Below are 21,735 nucleotides of genomic sequence, written 5' to 3'. Positions count from 1 at the left end.
CTCACAGGTCAGTTCCAGCTTCTCAGCCAGAAGAGACCCCGCAAGGACTCCGCCGTCCACGTTTCTCTTTCTTCTGTCATACATGTCAAACAGCGGTGGAAGCCGAAGCCTCCCTGCCCTAGAGGGGCCGATCGACGCGTTATCCTCCGGCTTCTTAACCGGCGGCTTCACAACAGTAAAGTCGTGAGGAGCGTCGGAGACGCGCTGTCGATCCGTCCAGTTGGCGGCGGCAGCGCGTCGTCGATGGGCGGTTTATAGAGGGAACCCCCTTCCGGTGTCAACACCCCCGTTTTCGACCTTCATGAACCCCGTATGACGCTGTGGGCAAATCCCCACCTACCAGGCCACCACCCGTTGCAGTGCAACGATTTTCGGCCTGTGGACATGTTGCGCCGCGAGACCCGCCCGAAGCGCAGCCGGCGAAGGGTCGATGGAAAAATTCCGATTCTTTTTCGGCTCGCTTCTCCGGATTTCCGCCGAGCCGACCGCATCCCACGGCACCCGTCCCGGAGCGGCCCTCGCGTGCGCGCGCGTAAAGAGGGTGTTTCGACGCTTTCTCCTCCCGCCCCCACCCGCGACCGGTCTCGGCGGCCATTCAAGGGCCCGCGCCATGCTTTCGCCGTCTCGCCCCCCTCACATGCGCCGCCTCGAACGGCGCGGTTTGCGTCGCATCATTGACGGGTGGTGAGGCGGCAGGCATCTTCGCCGAACGTCTTGTTCGCCGAATGTGTTGGCGAGAGTCCTGATCGTTTGCTCCGACAGGACTTCTCGCGGGAAACGGCCAGTGCGCCGCACGCGCGCACGCAGCTGAGGGACGCAGATTTGTACCATCGACGATCAGCCGGGGACTGGCGCGACGCCACGAGCGCTGCCGGACTTGGCGACGACCCCCCGCTCGGGGTGGACGGAGACGAAGAGGACATCGACCGGCGCCGCGTCTCCGTACGCTGGTTCGCCGCCACGCTTCTCACGGCCTTGTGTGGTTCCTTCCTGATGGGCGGCGCCGTCTATGCGGCGCTCGACGGCGAACATCGCTTCGCGCTCATGCCGGAAAAGGTGCGCAATGCCATCCGCGGCGCGCTGGCCGTGGGCGAGCGCCCGGTCAATTCCGCCCGCAAGGGCGATCGCATGTCGCTGCTCGGCGACGCCGCCACCGCCCGCCAGACCTTCCGCGTCTCCACCGCGACCAAGATGGGCGATCGCGAGATCATCAAGGTACGCCCCTTCACACGGGTGGCGGCGAACCTCGCCATGTCCACCACGTCGGTCTCCACCAACATCCCGCGCTTCAACCCTGCCCAGCTCGTCGCCGATTCCAGCAAGGACGAGACCGCGCCCCAGGCCGAGCCCACCGGCGAAGTCACCTTGGTGATGCGCGACATCTCCAGCCTGCCCCCGAGCACCCGGCTGGGCGCCGGCACGTCCATGGAGAACGTGCTGGTGAAGGTGCGCGAGGTGGCCGAGCTCACCCGCGTGCAACCCGGCCAGGGCGGCCTGCCCGCCGCCATCGTCGGCGCCCAGCCGGGCTTCGCGCCCCAGGCGGCGGCGCAGGCAGCCACCGCGCCCTATCTGTCCTATGCGAGCGTCGGCAATGCGCTCGGCTCGCCCGGCCTGCCGGCCTCGGCGGTCCCGGCCGGCCACGCGCCCCCCGGCGCGGCCAACGCGCCGGTGCCGGTCATCCCGGCCAATATCAGCTTCGTGCCCAAGACCTCCGACGAGACCTCCGGCGGCAACGACTGGTCGGACGCCACCGTGGTGGTGAAGAAGGGCGACACCATCGTCTCCATCCTCATGGACAACGGCGTCTCCAAGGAAGATGCCCGCGCCGCGGCCGCCGCCTTCCAGCGCGGCCGGGACGGCACCGTGAAGGACGGCCTGCGCATGCACCTGCTGCTGCAGGAAGAGAACAAGCGGGTGCGTCCGCTGCGCATCTCCATCTTCAGCGACCTCGGCCACGAGGGCACCGTCGCGCTCTCCGACAAGGATGAGTTCGTGAATGTGCCCGAGCCCTCCGAGACCGAGATGGCCGGCGTCTCCGAGGATACGGACGAGGACGACAGCGGCCCCGGCATCCGGCTCTATGAGAGCATCTACGAGACCGCGCTGCGCAACGACGTGCCGCGCAGCGTCATCGCCGACATCATCCGCGTCTATTCCTTCGACGTGGACTTCCAGCGCCGGGTGAAGCCGGGCGACAATTTCGAGGTGCTGTTCTCGGACGATCCGGGCGCTTCCAACGACGTGCTCTATGCCGCCCTCACCGTGAACAAGGAGACGCGGCGCTACTACCGCTTCCAGACCACGGACGACGGGCTCGTCGATTATTATGACGAGGACGGAAAGAGCGCGAAGAAGTTCCTGGTGAGAAAGCCGATGACCGGCGGCATCATGCGCTCGCCCTTCGGCTATCGCCGCCATCCCATCCTCGGCTATTCCAAGCTGCATACGGGCGTGGACTGGGCGGACGCCATCGGCTCGCCCATCTATGCCGCGGGCAACGGCACCATCATCTACGCCAACTGGAAGTCCGGCTACGGCAAGCACACCGAGATCCAGCACGCCAACGGCTACGTCACCACCTATTCGCACCAGTCGGGCTTCGCCCGTGGCATCCGCGAGGGCGTGACGGTACGCCAGGGCCAGCTCATCGGCTATCTCGGCAATACCGGCCTCTCCACCGGCCCGCATCTGCACTACGAGGTGAAGATCAACGGCAACTTCGTCGATCCCATGCGCATTCGCCTGCCGCGCGGCCGGGCGCTGGACGGCAAGTTCCTCGCCGAGTTCAAGAAGGAGCGGGAGCGCATCGAGGCCCTGCTCAGCCACGCCCCCGTGCCGCCGAAGGTGGCGAACGCCGGCTCCGGCTCTTCCAAGACCCGCGCCGCCAGCAACTGACCCCCCTGTTCCGGCCCGACGCCTCTGCGCGCGGGCCGGAACACGCTTCATCAAAAGACCGCGGGACCCGCGAAATGGCGCCGCAGGCGGGGCCGCACTTCGCCACAAACAAAGCTTGACCTTGGGAACGGTTCAGCTACCGCTGCGACCGGTTGAAAGCCAAACCTTTCTCTCCCAGAGGACTGCCTCCATGAGCGGCCCCTTCCGTGGTTCGGTTCGTTCCCTCGCCTGCGCCCTCGTCCTCTCCACCGCGTTGCCCGCGCTCGCCGCCGCCGATCCGCTGAGCGACTATGTCGCCGCCCGCGATAAGGCCACCGCGGCCTCCATCGCCGCCGCCAAGGCCGGCAAGAGCGGGGATGATGCCGTGGTCAAGCGCGAGGAAGCCGCGCTCAAGGACCTCGGCAAGCGCCTGACCGCCGTGCTCGGCCCGATCAAGTTCAAGGGCCTGGGCGCGCCGAAATACTCGTTGCAGCTGCTGATCTATGACGAGAGCGGCCCCTCCCGCGAGCTGGACGGCCTCGCCTTCGCCAGCAAGGATTACGACACCCGCCTGGTGGTGACGTCCGACAGCCTCTTCAACACCTGGCTCGCCGCCCGCGCCAAGGATGACGGCGCTCCGGCGGCCTTGGCCTCCGGTGTGAAGGCGGCGGCGGGAACCCCCGAATTCTACACCAGCGCCATCGCCTCCGACGGCGGCTTCTACCAGCCTTATGTCGAGCTGCCCGTCGCCGCCGTGCCGGGCGAGACCGCCGTCGCCTGGCTGGGCCTCCAGACCGAGGAGCCCTCCGGCAACACCGCGCCCAACGAGATCGCCATCGTGCGGATCGGCGGCGGCAAGGCCATGGTGGGCGTGACCATGGCGAAGCTCGGCGACAAGCCCATTCCCGCCTGCGACGCCATCTGGCAGCCCTTCAAGGCCAAGGCCGACGCGCTGCAGAAGCAGGTTGAGAAGGACAACAAGGAACAGGACCCGCGCTGGGAAGAGATCACCAAGATCCAGGACGAGGGCTCCAACGCCTATCGCGCCTGCTTCATGAAGGAGGCGCCGAACCAGCCCTTCTTCGCCGCCGCCGTGAAGAAGGCGGAAGCCTTCCTCGCCACCGCGCGCGGACAGTGAGCGCACCTTTCCCCGGATCGGAGACCTGACATGACCCGCCCCGCGCGACGCCTGCCGAACCTGCTGAATGGACCCGCCTTCGTGCTTGCACTGGGCCTCGCCATGGCCTCGGCGGGCGGTGCCGGGGCGGGACCGGCCGACGACTATATCGCCGCCCGCGACAAGGCCGTGGCGGCGCTGGCCAAGGCGGAGAAGGCTGGCGCGAGCCCCGAAAATCTGGAGAAGCGCGACGCCGCCGAGCGCAAGGCGCTGGAGCGGATGATGGGCGGGCTCATCGGCCCGCTCCGCTTCAAGGGATTTTCGGCCAGCTTCTCCCCCGCCACCTTGCTGGACGGCAGCATCGAATCCGGCGGGCCGGACGGCCTCCTGTTCTCCGACGCGGACGCCACCACCTACCTTCTGGTGTCACCCGAGCCGGTGTTCGCCAACTGGCTGGCGGCGCGCGCGAAGGCGGAGGGCGCCGACCCGGCCCTCGGCCGCGGGATCGCGGCGGCGGTGGGAAGCGAGGAGTTCTACACCCTCGCCATCGGCGCCGAGGCGGCCTTCTCCCGCTATATGGATCTGCCGGTGACGGCGGCGGAGGGCGAGACGGTGCGGGCGGCGCTGGGCCTGTTCAGCCAGGACCTTCCCTCCAACACGCTGCCCGAAGCGGTGGTCGTCACCCGCGTGGCCAACGGCCGGGTCACCGTTGGAAACGCCGCGGTGGATCTGGGCATCACGTCGCTGCCCGTGTGCGACAAGGCGTGGAAGGCGGCGAGCGCCAAGGCGGAGGCGCTGCGCACCGCCGCGGAGAAGTCGAAGAAAGAGGATGATCCGCGCTGGGAGCAGGCGAACACGGCCGACGTGGACGCCTCCAACGCCTTCCGGACCTGCTTCGCCAAGGAGGCCCAGGGCCAGCCCTTCCTCGCCGCCGCGGTGAAGCGCGCCGAAGCCCTCCTCGCCACCGCCCGGGGCCAGTGAGCGCATAGCCCGCGCGGTGCCGGTGGAAGACCGGAGACGCGGCGGGGCCATCCATTGATTTTTACCAATGGCGGCGCAGATTGCGCCGCCATTGTCGTTTCAGCACACGAGAGTCCCCATGACGCGCCCCGATCGCCGCCGCCCCCTCCTCCGGCTGGCTTCGGCCCTGCTCGCGGCGGGCCTTCTCGCCGGTGCGCCGGCGCATGCGGGACCGGCGGAGGACTACATCGCCGCCCACACCAAGGCCGAGGCCGAGGTGGCCGCCGCCGTGAAGGCGGGCAAGAGCGACGGCGACATCGAAAAGCTCAGCACGCCGCTGCTGAAGGATCTGGAAAAGCGGATGGTGGGCCTGCTCGGCCCGCTCGCCTTCAAGGGCACGCAGAAGAAGCCCGTCTTCATGCCGTCCTCGCTGAACCCGGACTATCTGGAATCGAAGGAGCCGGACGGCCTGCTCTTCTCCGGCGCGGACCTCACCACCCGCTATTTCGTCTCCCCGGAACCGATCTTCACCCAATGGCTCGCCGCCCGGGCGAAGGAAGAGGACGCCGCCCCCGAGCTGCGCCTCGGCCTCAAGGGGGCCATGGGCACCGAGCCCTTCTATTTCGCCGTTCTCGGCACGGATGCCGCCTTCATCAAGTACATGGACCTGCCGGTGACGGCCGGCGAGGGCGAGAGCGTCACCGCGGCGCTCGGCCTCTTCACCCAGTCCGGTCAGCAGAACGACCCGCCCAGCAGCATCGTCTTCACCCGCATCGGCGACGGCCGCGTGGTGGTGGGCACGGCGGACCTGAAGGCCAATATCAAGCCCCTGCCGGCCTGCGAGAAGCTCTGGAAGGAGGCCAACGCCAAGGCCACCAAGCTCGAGGACGCCGCCGCCAAGACCAAGAACGACGAGGACCCGCGCTGGAAGGAAGCCGAGACCGTCCGCGAAGCCGGCGGCGACGCCTTCCGCGCCTGCTTCGTCAAGGCCGCACCAAGCCTGCCCTTCTTCGCCGGCGCGGTGAAGCGGGCGGAAGACCTGGTGCAGGCGGCGCGGGGGAAATAGGGGGCGTCACGCCTTCCAGAAGTCGGCGGCCCCCTCCGGCAGGGTGGCGAGGACGCGGTCGAGCTTGTCCGCGTCCATGTTCCGCCTGAGCGCCGCCGCAACGTCGGCGATGGCCGAGGCCGGCGCGAAATTGTGGTGCCGGCGCAGGTCCTGCACTTCGGCGGTCATTGCCGCCCGATCCGCGAACGGCCGGCGCGGCTCCGCTGGGTCCCAGTCCGCCACGAAGATCGCCCGCAGCACCGGCGGCAGCACCCCAGCAAAGCGGATCGCCTCCTCCACCGACAGCCGCCGCCGGAACACCCGCAACACGCCATCCACCATGGTGTAGGCCTGATTGCGCGTGCCGAGCCCCGCCGTATCCCGCGCATCGGCGAGGAAGCGGTCGAACTCTTCGGTGGCGTGCTGGAGGTCGAGGGGGATGGGCATGGGGGCCGGATGGGCTGGGCGATTTGGACTACAGGCGATAAGGGTGAACAGACCCTCTTTAGGCGAGCAACCCCTCACCAACTTACACGGAGGTCATCGTCGTATCTAAGCTGTCCAAAAACCCCCATCATCAACTGGTTCGGCAAAATCCGGGTGACGCGTTTTTGACGAGTCTCGAAGCCGGGGTACGGGTCGTCAATCACGTTCGACAAGAAGAACGCGACGGATGGAGTGAGGTAGGTCGTCAATTCATGTAGAAAAGCGTGGACGGCTTCATAGTCATAAATTACGACGTCAGGCCGATGTAAATTTTCCAAATCTGCAAAAAACCGGCCAATATGATGGCCTGATTCCGAATACAGAGGGCGCCTACCCTCGAAATATATGGTTTCGATCGCTTCGCGTTCCGGATCTACGTTTCCATGTATGTTGAAGTTCCGCTTGTTCATCACTGACATGAAGCGGCCATACGCTTCTGTCTGACGGTCTACAGGCCCCATGCCGAAGCATACCTCGTGAAGCCGCCCGATACGGTTGGGAATATGCTCTCGAACAAACGCATGATAGGCGTTCCAATCATGCCGCAGATTTGGATGCCGAAGAATCAACGCGAACATGTTGATGTAGGCCTCGGCTAGTACCGGCGTGAGCAGCGAAAGCTGGACACATGCGCCATATAACGTGCTAGCCCGCTCGCCAGCACGTCGTAATGGCGCGGCTAGGTAGTTCGGATTTTTTAAGGAGGCCTTTCGAGGTCGAATAGGCTCGAATGGCGGCATGTCTACGAGGATTTCATGAAGCTCCGCACAGATATTAGCTAAAGCAACGTACTTATTCTGAAAGACAAAAAATTTCTCGAAAGTCCTGGTCATTTCCGATTTTTCACGACCTAGTCTTGCGAACTCGCTGCGGAACCCCAAAATCAGCGCTTTCCATTCCCGATCGGTCAACGCCTCCCCAACCATGAAATGAATTTCGCGAGAGGTGCCCGCAATGTAAATATCAACGCCATCTGATTTAATATTGAAATCCCAATGAATCCAATTATCGCTATCATCACGACGTAGGATATTCTGAAATGCGTTCGGCTCGCCGAAGCGCGCGCGAAGATAAGCGTAAACGTCAACGGGCCGAAGATGAGTCCTGACTACCAAGGCGTTGCTGCGCCCCCGTTGCGGAGGCGCAGGCTGCTTAGTCGTCCTGTCCCTCTTCAAAAATTCACTAACTTCCATTCTGGTCGCTAGCCGCCAGAGGCTAAAGTTAACGATGCTCGGCGATTGCCGTGTTATTCGACGCGGGTTAGCAGCCACCGTCGACCTCAAAGTTAGTTTTGTTGCCGCTAGGCTAATGTCTGATCTTTTGCCACAGGCCTAACATATAGTCCTGCAGCAATTCACGCAGCGTCCACCTACCCGCCCCCGGACATCACATTCGGGGTCCATCCCCCTCAAGACCTCCGAAGCTTCGGCCCTAACGGCTGTGCAACTGCTCTCCCCCTCACCCCTTCCTCACCCCCGGCGGCTTCCACGTGCCCTTGCCGGGGGGCAGGATCGAGGGCGGGTTTTCCTTGGGCCAGTAGAGTCGCATCACCATGTAGATGGGGCCGTCCGGGGCGGGGAGCCAGTTGCTCTCCTTGTCCGCGCCGGGGGACTTGTTCTGGATGTAGAGGGTGAGCGAGCCGTCGGCGTTGCGCTTCAGGCTCTCCAGCATGGGGGAGTTGATGAGGTAGCGGTCGATGGGGTTCTTGATGAGCAGCTGGGTCTTGCCGTCGTACATGGTCACCGACCAGAAGGCGTTCACCGGCGGCAGGGCGTCGGCCGGGAAGGTCACCGTGTAATTGTGCTTCGAGCCGTCGAGGGTCTGGCCGTCGGCGTCCACCCGCGTCATCGGGTAGGTGGCCTCCACCGCGTCATTGCCATAGATGCCGGCCTGGGCGCCCACGGCGCGCAGCAGCCAGTCGCCGTTGAAGAAGGCGGCATCGCCCGCCGGCGAGCCCACGCGCCAGCCGTTCACATCCGTGCCGAAGGCCGCCACCGCCTCGGTCACCTTGCGCTGGCCCTCCTTGAGGCCGATGAGGATCTCCGCCTTGTCCTCCAGCGACAGGCTCTTGAAATCGAAGGTCTTGCCGGCGCCCACGCCGATGCTGGCGAGCTGCTCGCGGATGGCCTTCTCCTCCGGCCGGACCGGGGCGAACTGGAGCGCGAAATCCAGGAACTCGAAGAATTCGGTGCGGACGAGATCCTTGGAGAATTTCGGGAAGTCCACCTGCGGCGCGGCGGCGGGCGCAGCCTTGCCGAGGAAGGCGGAGAGCGGGCGCACCTGATAGCCCGCCTGCACCTTCTTCACGTTCTCGATATCCGCGGCATTGAACAGCTGGGTGCGGAAGATGGTGAGCGCGAACTCGGTGGAGGCGCGGAAGACCTTGCGGATGCCGGCCGGCGTCTCGCCCGTCCAGCCCGGCCCCACCACCAGATAGTCGCCGGCGTCGTTGCCGGTGGCGCGGCTGCCGATATAGCCGTAATTGAAGGTGTTCCCGTCCACGAGCTGGACCGAGTAATAGCGCGCCTTCTCCACCGCCGGCACGGAGATGACGATGGGCTCGGCGCGCAGGTCCAGCCAGCCGAGGGAATAGGGCGTGTCGCTGTTGGGCGTGGGCACCGAGGTGTCCTGCCAGGTGAAGACGCGGGCCTCGTTGTAGAGCTGGTTGAACGGCGCCTTGAACTGCCCGGAGTTCCGGTCGACCACGTACTCGTACATGACGCCGTAATTCATCACGATGGGCAGGCCATAGATGAAGCCGGCCTCGGCGATGTCCTTCGCCTTGAAGAAGCCGGGGCGGTCCGCCGCGCGCGCCGCGCCGGGCGCAAGGCCGGGCATCAGCGAGAGAGCGGGGCCGGCAACGCCGCCGGCGGCCAGGATCTTCAGGAAATGTCGCTTGGACAGCATGGGTGGCCTTCTCGCGTGGGCGGGAGCGTTGTCGCTCCGGATTGGGCGCGAGCTTAGCTTGACCATCACCGTTCGTCGCGTCCGGGATTGACCGCGGGCGCCACGAAAAAGGCCCCCGGCGCGGACGCCGGGGGCCTCGTATTCTCAAGCGGTATAAGCGTGCCTTCAGGCCGCCTGATCCACCTTGGCCGCCTCGCTGGCGAAGGTGAGGTGCCCGCCGTCCAGCCCCACCTTCACCTTGGCGCCGTCGAGGATCTCGCCGCCGAGGATCTTCTCGGCAAGCGGGTCCTGCACCAGCTTCTGGATGGTGCGCTTCAGGGGGCGCGCGCCATAGGCCGGGTCGTAGCCCTTCTCGGCGAGGAAGCTGCGCGCCTCCGGGGAGAGCTCGATGGTGATCTTGCGATCCTCCAGCAGCTTGCGCAGCCGGCCCAGCTGGATGTCCACGATGTGGTCCATCTGGTCCCGCTTCAGGCGGTGGAACATGACGATCTCGTCGATCCGGTTGATGAATTCCGGGCGGAAGTGACGCCGCACGGCCCCCATCACCATGTCGTAGGCCTCCTCGTCGGAAACCACCTGCTCGCCCTCGTGGCCCGGCACCTTGAAGCCCATGGGCTGGCGCGGATCGGCGAGGAACTCGGCACCGAGGTTCGAGGTCATGATGATGAGCACGTTGCGGAAGTCCACCGTGCGGCCCTGCCCGTCCGTCAGGCGCCCGTCGTCGAGCACCTGCAGGAGGACGTTGAACACATCCGGATGCGCCTTCTCCACCTCGTCGAACAGCACCACCTGATAGGGCCGGCGCCGCACGGCTTCGGTGAGGGCACCGCCCTCGTCATAGCCCACATAGCCGGGAGGGGCGCCGATCAGCCGGCTCACGGAGTGCTTCTCCATGTATTCCGACATGTCGATGCGGACCATCGCCGTCTCGTCGTCGAACAGGAACTCGGCCAGCGCCTTGGTCAGCTCCGTCTTGCCGACGCCCGTGGGGCCGAGGAAGAGGAACGAGCCGATGGGCCGGTTCGGGTCCTGCAGGCCGGCGCGGGCACGGCGCACGGCGGTGGCCACGGCGGCCACGGCCTCCGACTGGCCCACCACGCGCTTCGCCAGCTCCAGCTCCATGCGCAGCAGCTTCTCGCGCTCGCCCTCGAGCATCTTGTCCACCGGCACGCCGGTCCAGCGGGAGACGACGCCGGCGATGTGGCTGGGCGTCACCGCCTCTTCCACCATGCTGCCGCCGCCGGTGCCGCCCGCCTTCTCGATGTCGGCGAGCTTCTTCTCCAGATCGGGAATGACCGAATAGGTCAGCTCGCCGGCCTTCTGGTATTCGCCCTGCCGCTGCGCGGTGGCGAGGTCCGCCCGCGCCTGGTCGAGCTTGGCCTTGACGGTGGTCGCCTCGCCCAGCTTCTCCTTCTCGGACTTCCATTTGGAGGTGAGGACGGAGGCCTTCTCCTCAAGGTCCGCCAGCTCCTTCTCGGACCGCTTCAGGCGATCCTTGGAGGCGGTGTCGGTCTCCTTCTTAAGGGCCTCCTGCTCGATCTTGCGACGCATGATCTCGCGATCGAGGCTGTCCAGCTCCTCGGGCTTCGAATCCACCTGCATGCGCAGGCGCGAGGCCGCCTCGTCCACAAGGTCGATGGCCTTGTCGGGCAGGAAGCGGTCGGTGATGTAGCGGTTGGACAGAACCGCCGCCGAGACGAGCGCGGAGTCGGTGATGCGCACGCCGTGGTGCAACTCGTACTTCTCCTTCAGGCCGCGCAGGATGGAGACGGTATCCTCCACCGTGGGCTCGGAGACGAAGACGGGCTGGAAACGACGGGCCAGGGCCGCGTCCTTCTCCACGTGCTTGCGGTATTCATCGAGCGTGGTCGCGCCGACGCAGTGCAGCTCGCCGCGGGCGAGGGCGGGCTTCAGCAGGTTGGACGCATCCATCGCGCCGTCGGTCTTGCCGGCGCCGACGAGGGTGTGCATCTCGTCGATGAACAGGATGATGCCGCCTTCCGCGCCCTCGACTTCCGAGAGCACGCTCTTCAGGCGCTCCTCGAACTCGCCGCGATACTTCGCGCCGGCGATCAGGGAGCCCATGTCGAGGGCGAGCAGGCTCTTGCCCTTCAGGCTCTCGGGCACGTCGCCATCGACGATGCGGCGGGCGAGACCTTCCACGATGGCGGTCTTGCCGACGCCGGGCTCGCCGATGAGCACGGGGTTGTTCTTGGTGCGGCGCGCCAGCACCTGGATGGTGCGGCGGATCTCCTCGTCGCGGCCGATGACCGGGTCGAGCTTGCCGTCCCGCACGGCCTGGGTGAGGTCGCGGGCGTACTTCTTCAGCGCGTCATAGGCATTCTCGGCGGTGGCGCTGTCCGCGGTGCGGCCCTTGCGCAGCGCCTCGATGGCGGCGTTCAGGGTCTGCGGGGTCACGCCCGCCTTCGCCAGCATCTTGCCGGCGTCGGTGTCCTTCTCGATGGCGAGGGCCAGAAGAAGACGCTCGACGGTGACGTATCCGTCCCCCGCCTTCTTGGCCGCCTGCTCGGCGGTCTCGAACACCTTGGCGAGCTGCTGGGACAGGTACACCTGACCCGAGCCGCCCGACACCTTCGGCAGCTTCTTCAGCGCCGCTTCCACCTCGGCGCGCACCAGCACGGGATTGCCGCCCGCGCGCTGGATGAGGCCCGAGCACAGGCCTTCGGGATCGTCCATCAGCACCTTCAGGAGGTGCTCCGGCGTGAACTGCTGGTTGCCTTCCCGCACCGCCAGCGACTGGGCGGACTGGACGAAGCCTCGCGCGCGCTCGGTATAGATCTCAAAATTCATCTGTCTCTCCTCCTTCCCGCGCCCGATACCTTCCAAGAAGCATAAGGAGCACGGCGGGACACGGTCCCGGCATCCCCGGCTACCGTCGCGCAGGCGGAACAAACCTGCGCCGTGCCTCATGTGGGTGTGGCCCCGCGGCAACGGAAGGGGGTGGCTGCACGATTTCAAGCCGGCCGGGCCAAACCGCGCCGCCACCGCCCTCCACGCCTCGAACGCTAGGTCGGGCGCGCCGCCATGGCCTTGATCCAGGTGAAAATTCGCCCGCCCTTGACCGGGCCGGCGGGGCATGGGACGCCGGGGCCTCCGGACCCGAAGGAGCGCCCCGCATGCCCGTGCCGTCCGTCTCTTCCGCCCCCGCCATTCCGGCCACAGGTCTTCCCCCCGCCACCGTCACCGCCCTTTACCGCCATCCGGTGAAGGGCCTGTCGCCCGAGGCGCTGGATGCGGTGGAGCTGACCGCCGGCGCCTACTTCCCCAATGATCGCCTCTATGCGGTGGAGAACGGCCCCAGCGGCTTTAATCCGGCGGAGCCGTCCTACCGACAGAAGACCGCCTTCCTCATGCTGATGCGGGACACACGACTCGCCGCCCTCGCCTCCCGCTATGACCCGGCGACGGCAACGCTCACGCTCTCCCTCGACGGACACGAGGTGGTCTCGGCCAACCTGTCGACGCCCGAGGGCCGGGCGGAGGTGGAGGCCTTCCTCACCTTCTATATGGGCGAGGAGGCGCGCGGCCCTTTGAAGCTGCTCACCGCGCCGGAGGGCTTCCGCTTCACCGATTCGCTGCGGTCGGGCTTCCTCTCTCTGCTCAACCTCGCGAGCGTGCGCGACCTCGGCGCGCGGATGGAGGCGGAGCTGGATCCCCGCCGCTTCCGCATGAACCTGCATCTGGAGGGCTGGCCGGCGGGTGCGGAGCTGGAGCTGTCCGGCGTGCGGCTCGATGTGGGCACGGCGCGCATCGCCATCCTCAAGCGCACCGAGCGCTGCGCGGCGGTGAACGTGAACCCCGCGACCGCCGCCCGCGACCTCAATGTGGTGAAAGGGCTTGTGTCCGCCTACGGCCACGCTGACTGCGGTATCTATGCCAAGGTGGTGCGCTCCGGCCGGGTGGCGGTGGGCGACATCATCCGCCCCGCCGCCGACTGATCCACCGCTTCCGGGAGAACCGTCATGCGCCTGAAGTCCGCTTTCCTCGCCGCCGCGCTCGCCACCGCACTGATCGTCCCCGCCTCCGCCGCGAGCTTCAGCTGCACCGGCGTCAGCGCGCCTGACGAGGTGGCCATCTGCAAGAGCTGCGACCTCGCCCAGCTCGACGTGAAGATGGCGACGCTCTACGGCGTCATCACCAAGATGGTCGGCATGGGCCAGCGCGGCGCGATCCAGGACGACCAGCGCGCCTGGCTGGTGGAGCGGGCCGCCTGCAAGGCCGACGCGGCCTGCATCTCCGCCGCCTACCAGACCCGCATCCGCGCCATCGAGGGGATGCTCTCCGACATCTATTCCCGCGGCCCGTTCTGAGGCATGGTCCGCCGATGATTTTGCCTTCTCCCGCAGCGCTTTCATCGGCGACGTTCGATCGCGTCGACACCTGGGTGTTCGACCTCGACAACACCCTCTATCCCGCCCAGCACGACCTCTGGGGCCAGATTGACGCCCGGATGAAGGCGTATATCTCCAACCTCCTCGGCATCGCGCCCGAGGAGGCGTTCCGCATCCAGAAGGATTATTACCGGCGCTACGGCACGTCCCTGCGCGGGCTGATGATCGAGCACGGGGTGGAGCCGGCCGCCTTCCTCGCCCATGTGCACGACGTGGACCTCTCCACGCTGGACGCTTCCCCCCGCCTCGCCGCCGCCATCGAGGCGCTGCCGGGGCAGAAGCTCGTCTACACCAATGGCTCCGAGCGCCACGCCCGCAACGTGCTGGAAAAGCTCGGCATGGACGCGCACTTCACCGCCGTCCACGACATCGTGGCCGCCGAATTCCATCCCAAGCCCACCGAGGAAGCCTATGAGCGCTTCCTGCGCGCCCATGGGGTGGAAGCGACCCGCGCCGCCATGTTCGAGGACCTCGCCCGCAATCTGGAAGTACCGCACCGCCTCGGCATGGTGACGGTTCTGGTGGTGCCCCCCGGCCAGACGGTGGCGGCGCGCGAGAGCTGGGAGTTCGAGGGCCGCGAGGACGCCTATGTGAACCACGTGACGGAAGACCTCGCCGGCTTCCTCGAGACGGTCGCCCGCGACCTGCCCCCGCCGCTCCCGGCCGACCCGGAGTAAGGGAGGACCCCGCCATGGACGGCGCCACCCGCAGCATCCGCACCCTCACCCGCGCCGAGGTGGACACCGCCGTGGACTGGGCCGCCCGCGAGGGCTGGAACCCCGGCCTTGCCGACGCCGCCGCCTTCATCGCGCAGGACACCCATGCATTCCGCGGCCTCTTCCTCGACGGCGCACTGGGCGCGGTCATCTCGGCGACGCGCTATGCGGGCGGCTTCGCCTTCATCGGCTTCTACATCTGCCGTCCGGACCTGCGCGGCGAGGGCCATGGCCTCGCGCTGTGGCAGGACACCTTCCGCACGCTCGACGGGCCGGTGGGGCTCGATGCGGTGGTGGAGCAGCAGGGCACCTATGCCCGCGACGGCTTCGTGCGCGCCTACGCCAATTTCCGCTTCGGCGGCATGGCGCCGGAGGCCGCGCCCGACCCGCGCGTGGTGGACATCACCCCCGCGCACCTCGATGCCGTGACGGCGCTGGACCGCGCCTGCTTCGGCTTTCCCCGCCCGGATTTCCTGAAGGCCTGGCTGGCGCCGCCGCAGGGGCGCGCCTGCGTCTTCGTGGAGGACGGCGCGGTGAAGGGCTATGGCGTCATCCGCCGCTGTCGCGCGGGATGGAAGATCGGCCCGCTCTTCGCCGATGGCGCCGAGGTGGCCGGGGCGCTCTTCTCCACCCTCGCGCTGACGGCGGCCGGCGATCAGGTCTTCCTCGACATTCCCGACCCAAATCCCGCCGCCCGCGCCCTCGCCGAGGGGGCGGGGCTCGCCCCGGTGTTCGAGACCGGCCGCATGTATCGCGGCACGGGGCCGGATCTGCCGCTCGACCGCATCTTCGGCATCACAACCTTCGAGCTAGGGTGAGGGGCGGCGGGGCCCTCACCGCCCCGGCGCACGCTCTGCGCGATAGGCCGCCTGGTCGATGCCGTGGCGGCGGAGCTTGTCGTAGAAGGTCTTGCGGGGAATGCCGAGGGCGGCCACGGTGGCCTGCACATCCCCCTTGTTGGCTTCCAGCGCGGCGCGGATTTCCTGCGCCTCGAAGGCATCCACCCGCTCCGGCAGGGTGCCCTTCCCGCCGCCGGCCTCCGCCGGGGCGGACGGCTGCTCCGGCTCCACCAGCCCCAGCGCCACGCGCTCGGCATAATGCACCAGCTCGCGCACATTGCCCGGCCAGTCATGCTCGGCGAGATGGCGCAGCACGCCGGCGTCCAGCTCCGGCGGGGGGCGGTTGAAGCGCTCGGCGGCGCGGGCGAGGAAGTGGCCGAACAGCAGGGGCACGTCGCCGCGCCGCTCGCGCAGGGCCGGGATGCGGACCGACGCGACGTGGAGACGGTAATAAAGATCCTCGCGGAAGCTGCCCTGCCGCACCAGCGCCGGCAGGTCCACCTTGGAGGCGGCGACCACGCGGATGTCCACCCGGCGCGTCTCGTTGGTGCCCAGCGGCGCGATCTCGCGCGCCTCCAGCACGCGCAGCAGCTTCACCTGGAGGGCGGCCGACATGGCCTCGATCTCGTCGAGGAAGAGCGTGCCGCCATGGGCGTGCTCGATGCGCCCCACCCGCTTCTTGAGCGCCCCGGTGAAGGCGCCCGCCTCGTAGCCGAACAGCTCGCTCTCGATCACCGTCTCCGGCAGGGCCCCGCAATTCACCGCCACCAGCGGGCGCGCGGCGCGGCGGCTCCAGCGGTGGAGCGCGGTCGCCACCACCTCCTTGCCGGAGCCGGTCTCTCCCTCCACCAGCACGTCCACGTCGGCGTCGGCGATCTGGCGCAGCATCTGCCGCAGCCGCGCCATTACCGCGCTGGTGCCGAGCAGCGGCAGGTCGTCCTGCGTGGTGGCGACGGCACGTTTCAGCTCGCGGTTTTCTAGCACCAGCCGGCGGCGGTCCAGCGCGTGGCGGATGCTGGCGACCAGCCGCTCGGAGGCATAGGGCTTGGCGAGGAAATCGTAGGCGCCCTCGCGCATGGCATCCACCGCCATGGCGATGTCGCCGTGGCCGGTGACGAGGATCACCGGCAGGTCCGCATCGCGCGCCTTCAGCCGGCGGAACAGCTCCAGCCCGTCGATGCGCGGCATGCGCACGTCGGTGACGACGACACCGGGGAAGTCCGCGTCGATCACCTCCAGCGCCTCCATCGCCGAGCCGTAGCCGGCCACCGTGAGGCCGGCGAGCATCAGCGCCTGCACGTTGGCCGCGCGCAGCACCGCGTCGTCGTCGATGAAGGCCACGTCCACGGGAAGTTCTGTCATGCCCTGCCGGCTCCGTTGTCCAGTCCTTGGGCGCGGGGCAGGGTGACGGTGAAGACGGCGCCGCCGTCATTCTCCACCTTCAGGGTGCCGCCGCACTCGGCGATGATGTCCTTGGAAATGACGAGGCCCAGCCCCAGCCCCTGCGGCTTGGTGGTGGTGAAGGGCAGGAACAGGGCGCCCAGCATCTCCTCCGGCAAACCGGGACCGTTGTCCGCCACGGTCACCACCACCGTGTCGGGGCGAGTCTCGACGCTGATGCGGATTTCCCCGTCGCGCCTGGTGCCGATGGCCTCGGCCGCGTTCTGGATGAGGTTCACCAGCACCTGCTCGAGGCGCATGCGGTCGCCGGTCACCGCCACGTCCGGGCGGTCGATGTCGAGGGCGAGGGCGATGTCGGTCTGCAAGAGGCGGTAGCGCATCAGCAGCAGCGCGCCATCGATGACCGGGGCGAGCGCCACCGGCTCGATGCGGGCGGCGGACTTGCGGGCGAAGGCGCGCAGCTCTCCGGTGATCGCGCCGATGCGCTCCGTCAGGGCCGCGATGGTGTCGAGATTGGCAGCTGCGGCGGCGGGCTCGCCGCGATCGAGGAAGGCGCGGGAATTCTCCGCGAAGGTGCGGATGGCCGCCACCGGCTGGTTCACCTCATGGGCGACGCCGGCGGCGATCTGGCCGAGCACGGCGAGCTTGGAGGCCTGCACCAGCTCGTCCTGCAAGGCGTCGAAGGCGAGGCGCGCGCGGCGGCGCTCCTCCATCTCCGTCACCAGTTGCGCATTGGCGGCGGACAGCTCCGCCGTGCGCTCGACGACACGGGCCTCCAGCGCGCGCCGCGCCTCCGCTTCCCGCGCCAGCGCCCGGACGCGGCGGCGGCGGCGGGTCCACCACACGCCGGCCGAGCCGAGGCCGACCACGCCGGCCAGCGCCGCCGAGGCCCGGGCCGCGGTGGTGGCGAGGCGCGTGGTGGCGGCGGTGGGCGCGAGCACGGTGAGCGTCCAGCTGGTGGAAGGGACCGGCATGTCCACCGCCACGAAATCCTGCGCCGTGCTGCGGCCGGGCAGCCGCAGGCGCAGCACCCCGCCTTCCTCCGGCGAGGGGCCGAGATCGAGGCGCGTGAGGGGCGAATCGCCAAACTGCAGGCTCTCGCGGATGGCGTCGCGCTCCACCGGATCGAGCGGCACGGTGGTGCGGAAGCGGAAGGCCGGCTCGGAGGCGATGAGCACGATATGCCGCTCGTCGGTGACGAAGGTGGGCTCGGCGAAGCGCCGCCATTCGGCTTCCAGCCCGTCGAACTCGGCCTTCAGCACGAGGACGCCGAGCACCCGGCCCTGCGCCTCCACCCGCTGCGCCAGATAGAGGCCCGGCTTGCGGCTGACCGTGCCGAAGGCAAAATGCTCCGCCCGCCCATCGGCCAGCGCGATGCGGAAATAGGGGCGGAAGCCGTAGTCGGAGCCGAGGAAGCTTTCCGGGGTGCGGAAGTTGCTCGCCGCCACCGTGTGGCCCTCGGCATCGATGAGATAGATGACGCCGGTGCGTGCCTGCTCGGCGAGGGCATCAAGCCGCTGGTCGAGGGCATCGAGGCGGGCCGGGTCGGGCGCCTCCAGCGCGCCGCGCACTTCCGGGTCCTGCGCCAGCACCACCGGCAAGGAGCGCTGCTTGTCGATCTCGCTGCGCAGCACCGCGACCCGCAGCGCCGCCGCCGTCTCGGCGGAAGCCGCCACCTGCGCCACCGCCCAGCGCCGCGCCGCATAGTCCGCCACCCGGTCGAGCGCGACCATCAGCGCAAGCGCTGCGAGCGCGGCACCGCCCACGGTCAGCAGGCGACGGCGGGACGCGGGTTCTGGGCTCTGTTCGACGCCCGGCTCGGCCAAGGCACGCCCTCCTCCTGTGCGGATTTCCGCACAGCATTTGCCGGCAATGTGCGCCTCACCGCACGCGGTGTCGAGAGGCGCGGCGGGGCTTCTCGGAAAAAGGGTTGCGAATCAGTCTGTTGCCCGTGTCCCGCGCCACGCTCGGAACTGGCATGCGCCTTGCGCAGGGGGAGGCGTCGAGCGGCGCGCTGCGCCGGCCCTTAACGAAGCATCCGATCCCGAAGTGCCCAGGCCAGAGCGGCCGCAAGAGGCACCAACGGCCCGGCGGAGGAAGGTCCTGAGATGGCCCATGCGATTCCGGCGCATCCCGCGCCCCATCACTATCCGCGCAAGTTCTACCACCACCTTTATTTCCAGGTGATCGTCGCGATCATCGCCGGCTCCCTGCTCGGCCATTTCTATCCGGACTTCGGCGCCAGCCTGAAGCCGCTGGGCGACGCCTTCATCAAGCTGGTGAAGATGGTGATCGCGCCGGTCATCTTCCTCACCGTCGTCACCGGCATCGCCGGCATGCGCGACATGGGCAAGGTCGGCCGTGTGGCCGGCAAGGCCATGATCTACTTCCTCACCTTCTCCACTTTGGCCCTCGTCATCGGCCTCATCGTGGCGAACGTGGTGCAGCCCGGCGCCGGGCTCAACATCGATCCCAAGACGCTGGATCCCAAGGCCGTCGCCACCTATGCGGCGAAGGCGCATGACGCCTCCATCATCGGCTTCCTGATGGACATCATCCCGGCGACGCCGGTGTCCGCCATGGCCAATGGCGACATCCTGCAGGTGCTGTTCTTCGCCGTGCTGTTCGGCATCGCGCTCGGCGGCGTGGGCGATCTCGGCACCCCGGTGCTCAAGGTGCTCACCGCGGCCTCCCACGCCATGTTCCGGCTGGTGGCCATCGTGATGAAGGCGGCGCCCATCGGCGCGTTCGGCGCCATGGCCTTCACCATCGGCAAGTACGGCATCGGCTCGGTGAAGAACCTCGCCTTCCTGATCGCCACCTTCTATCTCACGGCGGCGCTGTTCGTGTTCATCGTGCTCGGCCTCGTGGCCCGCTACAACGGCTTCTCCCTGTGGAAGCTCTTGCGCTACATCCGCGAGGAACTGCTCCTCGTGCTCGGCACCTCCTCCTCGGAAGCCGCCCTGCCCGGCCTGATGCTGAAGATGGAGCGCGCCGGCTGCGCCAAGTCGGTGGTCGGCCTCGTGATCCCCACGGGCTATTCCTTCAACCTCGACGGCACCAACATCTACATGACGCTGGCGGCGCTGTTCATCGCCCAGGCCACCGGCATCCACCTGTCGCTGGAAGAGCAGGTCCTGCTGCTGCTCGTCGCCATGCTCTCGTCCAAGGGCGCGGCCGGCATCACCGGCGCCGGCTTCATCACGCTGGCCGCGACGCTCTCGGTGGTGCCGTCGGTTCCGGTGGCGGGCCTCGCCCTCATCCTCGGCATCGACCGCTTCATGTCCGAATGCCGCGCGCTCACCAACTTCGTCGGCAATGCGGTGGCCACCATCGTCGTCGCCCGCTGGGAAGGCGAGCTGGATAAGGCGAAGCTGCTGCGCGTGCTCGACGGCGAGCCCATCTCGCTGGAAGACGAGTTCGACGAAGGCCTCATCTCCACCGCCCCCGGCGTGAAGGCCGTCGCCTGAGGTCACCGCGCTCTGCGCGACACGGGTCCTCCCCAGCTGCCCGCCTCTTCGGAGGCGGGCTTTTTCTTGTCCGCCCCGCCCCGCTTGACCAGCCAAGGCGGCGGTGACATCCAGACCCTCTGGATCGGGAGCTGACCATGGCAGATGAAGCGGTCGAAACGCCGGAAGAGAATTCGGCGGGCTCTCCCGGCGAGGTGTTCCGGGCCTTCCTGAAGCTGGGACTCATGTCCTTCGGCGGGCCCATCGCCCATCTCGGCTATTTCCGCGCCGAGCTCGTGGAACGCCGTCGCTGGATCGACGATGCCGGCTATGCCGACCTCGTGGCGCTCTGCCAGTTCCTGCCCGGCCCGGCCTCCAGCCAGCTCGGCTTCGCCCTCGGGCTCATCCGCGGCGGCGGCTTCCTCGGCGGGCTCGCCGCGTGGGCCGGCTTCACCCTGCCCTCGGCCATCCTGCTCGCGGCGCTGGCGCTTCTCTCCTCCTATGTCGGCATGTCCGCCCTCAGCGGTGGCGTCATCGGCGGTATCCTGCATGGCCTCAAGCTCGTCGCCGTCGCCGTGGTGGCGCAGGCGGTGTGGGGCATGGCGCGGACGCTGGCCCCCGACCAGCCGCGCGCCGGCATCGCGCTCAGCGCCATCGTCATGGTCACGCTCGCCGCCGGCAGCTTCGGCCAGGTGGCGGCCATCGCCATGGGCGCGATTGCCGGGCTGGTGCTGTGCCGGGACGAAACCCCTGCCGAGACGCCGGCCCCCGGCCACCTGCCGGTGCCCCTCTCGCGGCGGACGGGCGTGATCCTGCTCGTGGTCTTCGCTCTGCTGCTGGTGCTGCCGCCGGTCTTCAAGGCGGCATCGCCCTATATCGGCGTGTTCGACTCCTTCTATCGCTCCGGCGCGCTGGTGTTCGGCGGCGGCCATGTGGTGCTGCCGCTGCTGCAGGCGGAAGTGGTGACCACCGGCTGGGTCCTGCCCAGCCAGTTCCTCGCCGGCTACGGCCTCGCCCAGGCGGTGCCAGGCCCGCTCTTCACCTTCGCCGCCTGGCTCGGCGCGGTGATGGCGCCCCCGGCCGGCGGGGTCACCGGCGCGGCGGTGGCGCTTGTGGCGGTGTTCCTGCCCGGCCTCCTGCTGGTGACGGGCATGCTGCCCTTCTGGGGCGCGCTGCGGAGCCAGCCACTGGCGCAGGCCGCCATGCGCGGGGCCAATGCGGCGGTGGTGGGCATCCTCGGTGCCGCGCTCTACACCCCGGTCTTCACCGGCGCCGTGCTGCGGCCGATGGATTTCGCCGCCGCCGTCACCGGCTTCCTGCTGCTCACGGTGTGGAAGGTGCCGCCGCTGGCCGTGGTGGTGGTGCTGGCGGTGCTCGGGCCGTTCCTGACCGGGCTCTATTAGGGCCATCGCGCGGCGGGACCCGCCGACCTCAGGCTCGCGCAAGCCTCGCCCGGCATGCTGCGGCGACGTCCCCGATCCGCGCTCAAGACCGGCGGAGCGCCATGCGCATCCGCGGCGGGGGACGCC

The 21,735-nt window shown here is 68.1% G+C and carries 16 protein-coding genes; 10 read left to right on the top strand and 6 right to left on the bottom strand.

The window, feature by feature from the left end; genetic code table 11:
• Positions 1-900 precede the first annotated feature (900 nt).
• From FHT36_RS16300 to FHT36_RS16285, 4 genes are all read left to right on the top strand, one after another.
• Positions 901-2,895 carry a M23 family metallopeptidase gene (locus FHT36_RS16300; RefSeq protein ID WP_348644480.1) on the top strand — a complete coding sequence of 665 codons (1,995 nt, stop codon included), beginning with the start codon at positions 901-903 and terminating at the stop codon, positions 2,893-2,895.
• Positions 2,896-3,085: 190 nt separating this feature from the next.
• Positions 3,086-4,012: a hypothetical protein gene (locus tag FHT36_RS16295; RefSeq protein ID WP_169123524.1), complete on the top strand. Its 927-nt coding sequence runs from the start codon at positions 3,086-3,088 to the stop codon at positions 4,010-4,012.
• A gap of 30 nt (positions 4,013-4,042) precedes the next feature.
• Positions 4,043-4,972 (top strand): hypothetical protein, encoded by a 930-nt coding sequence (locus FHT36_RS24745; protein WP_169123523.1) that lies wholly within the window; start codon positions 4,043-4,045, stop codon positions 4,970-4,972.
• 118 nt (positions 4,973-5,090) lie between these two features.
• Positions 5,091-6,017 carry a hypothetical protein gene (locus tag FHT36_RS16285; RefSeq protein ID WP_169123522.1) on the top strand — a complete coding sequence of 309 codons (927 nt, stop codon included), beginning with the start codon at positions 5,091-5,093 and terminating at the stop codon, positions 6,015-6,017.
• Between the two features lie 6 nt (positions 6,018-6,023).
• On the opposite strand, the gene FHT36_RS16280 is transcribed toward FHT36_RS16285, so the two are convergent.
• The 4 genes from FHT36_RS16280 to clpB all read right to left on the bottom strand — a co-directional run bounded on the left by FHT36_RS16280 (position 6,024) and on the right by clpB (position 12,200).
• Complete coding sequence (locus tag FHT36_RS16280; protein WP_169123521.1) at positions 6,024-6,443, bottom strand: DUF2267 domain-containing protein; 420 nt, start codon at positions 6,441-6,443, stop codon at positions 6,024-6,026.
• A 74-nt stretch (positions 6,444-6,517) separates the two neighbouring features.
• The gene (locus FHT36_RS16275) at positions 6,518-7,675 is read right to left on the bottom strand and encodes a hypothetical protein (RefSeq protein WP_169123520.1); all 1,158 of its coding nucleotides are present in this window, start codon (positions 7,673-7,675) and stop codon (positions 6,518-6,520) included.
• 265 nt (positions 7,676-7,940) lie between these two features.
• On the bottom strand, positions 7,941-9,389 hold the full coding sequence (locus FHT36_RS16270; protein WP_169123519.1) for a DUF1254 domain-containing protein: 1,449 nt from the start codon (positions 9,387-9,389) through the stop codon (positions 7,941-7,943).
• A gap of 165 nt (positions 9,390-9,554) precedes the next feature.
• The gene (gene clpB, locus FHT36_RS16265; RefSeq protein ID WP_169123518.1) at positions 9,555-12,200 is read right to left on the bottom strand and encodes an ATP-dependent chaperone ClpB; all 2,646 of its coding nucleotides are present in this window, start codon (positions 12,198-12,200) and stop codon (positions 9,555-9,557) included.
• 326 nt (positions 12,201-12,526) lie between these two features.
• Between clpB and FHT36_RS16260 the strand changes: the two genes are divergently transcribed.
• The 4 genes from FHT36_RS16260 to FHT36_RS16245 are packed head-to-tail and all read left to right on the top strand — an operon-like array spanning position 12,527 to position 15,335.
• Positions 12,527-13,348 (top strand): MOSC domain-containing protein, encoded by an 822-nt coding sequence (locus tag FHT36_RS16260; RefSeq protein WP_169123517.1) that lies wholly within the window; start codon positions 12,527-12,529, stop codon positions 13,346-13,348.
• 24 nt (positions 13,349-13,372) lie between these two features.
• A complete protein-coding gene (locus FHT36_RS16255) occupies positions 13,373-13,720 on the top strand; it encodes a lysozyme inhibitor LprI family protein (protein ID WP_169123516.1) in 348 nt (115 codons plus the stop codon).
• Positions 13,721-13,734: 14 nt separating this feature from the next.
• Positions 13,735-14,478, top strand: a complete 744-nt coding sequence (locus FHT36_RS16250; RefSeq protein WP_169123515.1) for a pyrimidine 5'-nucleotidase — start codon at positions 13,735-13,737, stop codon at positions 14,476-14,478.
• A gap of 14 nt (positions 14,479-14,492) precedes the next feature.
• The gene (locus FHT36_RS16245) at positions 14,493-15,335 is read left to right on the top strand and encodes a GNAT family N-acetyltransferase (RefSeq protein ID WP_169123514.1); all 843 of its coding nucleotides are present in this window, start codon (positions 14,493-14,495) and stop codon (positions 15,333-15,335) included.
• Positions 15,336-15,350: 15 nt separating this feature from the next.
• On the opposite strand, the gene FHT36_RS16240 is transcribed toward FHT36_RS16245, so the two are convergent.
• Positions 15,351-16,718, bottom strand: a complete 1,368-nt coding sequence (locus FHT36_RS16240) for a sigma-54 dependent transcriptional regulator (protein WP_169123513.1) — start codon at positions 16,716-16,718, stop codon at positions 15,351-15,353.
• Positions 16,715-18,583 carry an ATP-binding protein gene (locus FHT36_RS16235; protein WP_246702263.1) on the bottom strand — a complete coding sequence of 623 codons (1,869 nt, stop codon included), beginning with the start codon at positions 18,581-18,583 and terminating at the stop codon, positions 16,715-16,717. Before FHT36_RS16235 ends, FHT36_RS16240 begins: the two co-directional genes overlap by 4 nt.
• A 282-nt stretch (positions 18,584-18,865) precedes the next feature.
• On the opposite strand from FHT36_RS16235, the gene FHT36_RS16230 reads away from it, so the two are divergent.
• The gene (locus tag FHT36_RS16230) at positions 18,866-20,227 is read left to right on the top strand and encodes a dicarboxylate/amino acid:cation symporter (RefSeq protein WP_169123512.1); all 1,362 of its coding nucleotides are present in this window, start codon (positions 18,866-18,868) and stop codon (positions 20,225-20,227) included.
• Between the two features lie 137 nt (positions 20,228-20,364).
• Positions 20,365-21,609, top strand: a complete 1,245-nt coding sequence (gene chrA / locus FHT36_RS16225) for a chromate efflux transporter (protein WP_169123511.1) — start codon at positions 20,365-20,367, stop codon at positions 21,607-21,609.
• Positions 21,610-21,735: the final 126 nt, after the last annotated feature.

It is taken from the genome of Xanthobacter sp. SG618, assembly GCF_012932745.1.
Classification (GTDB): domain Bacteria; phylum Pseudomonadota; class Alphaproteobacteria; order Rhizobiales; family Xanthobacteraceae; genus Xanthobacter; species Xanthobacter flavus.
Note: the sequence above shows the minus strand (reverse complement) of the source record. Positions and strands in the feature narration are given on the sequence as shown.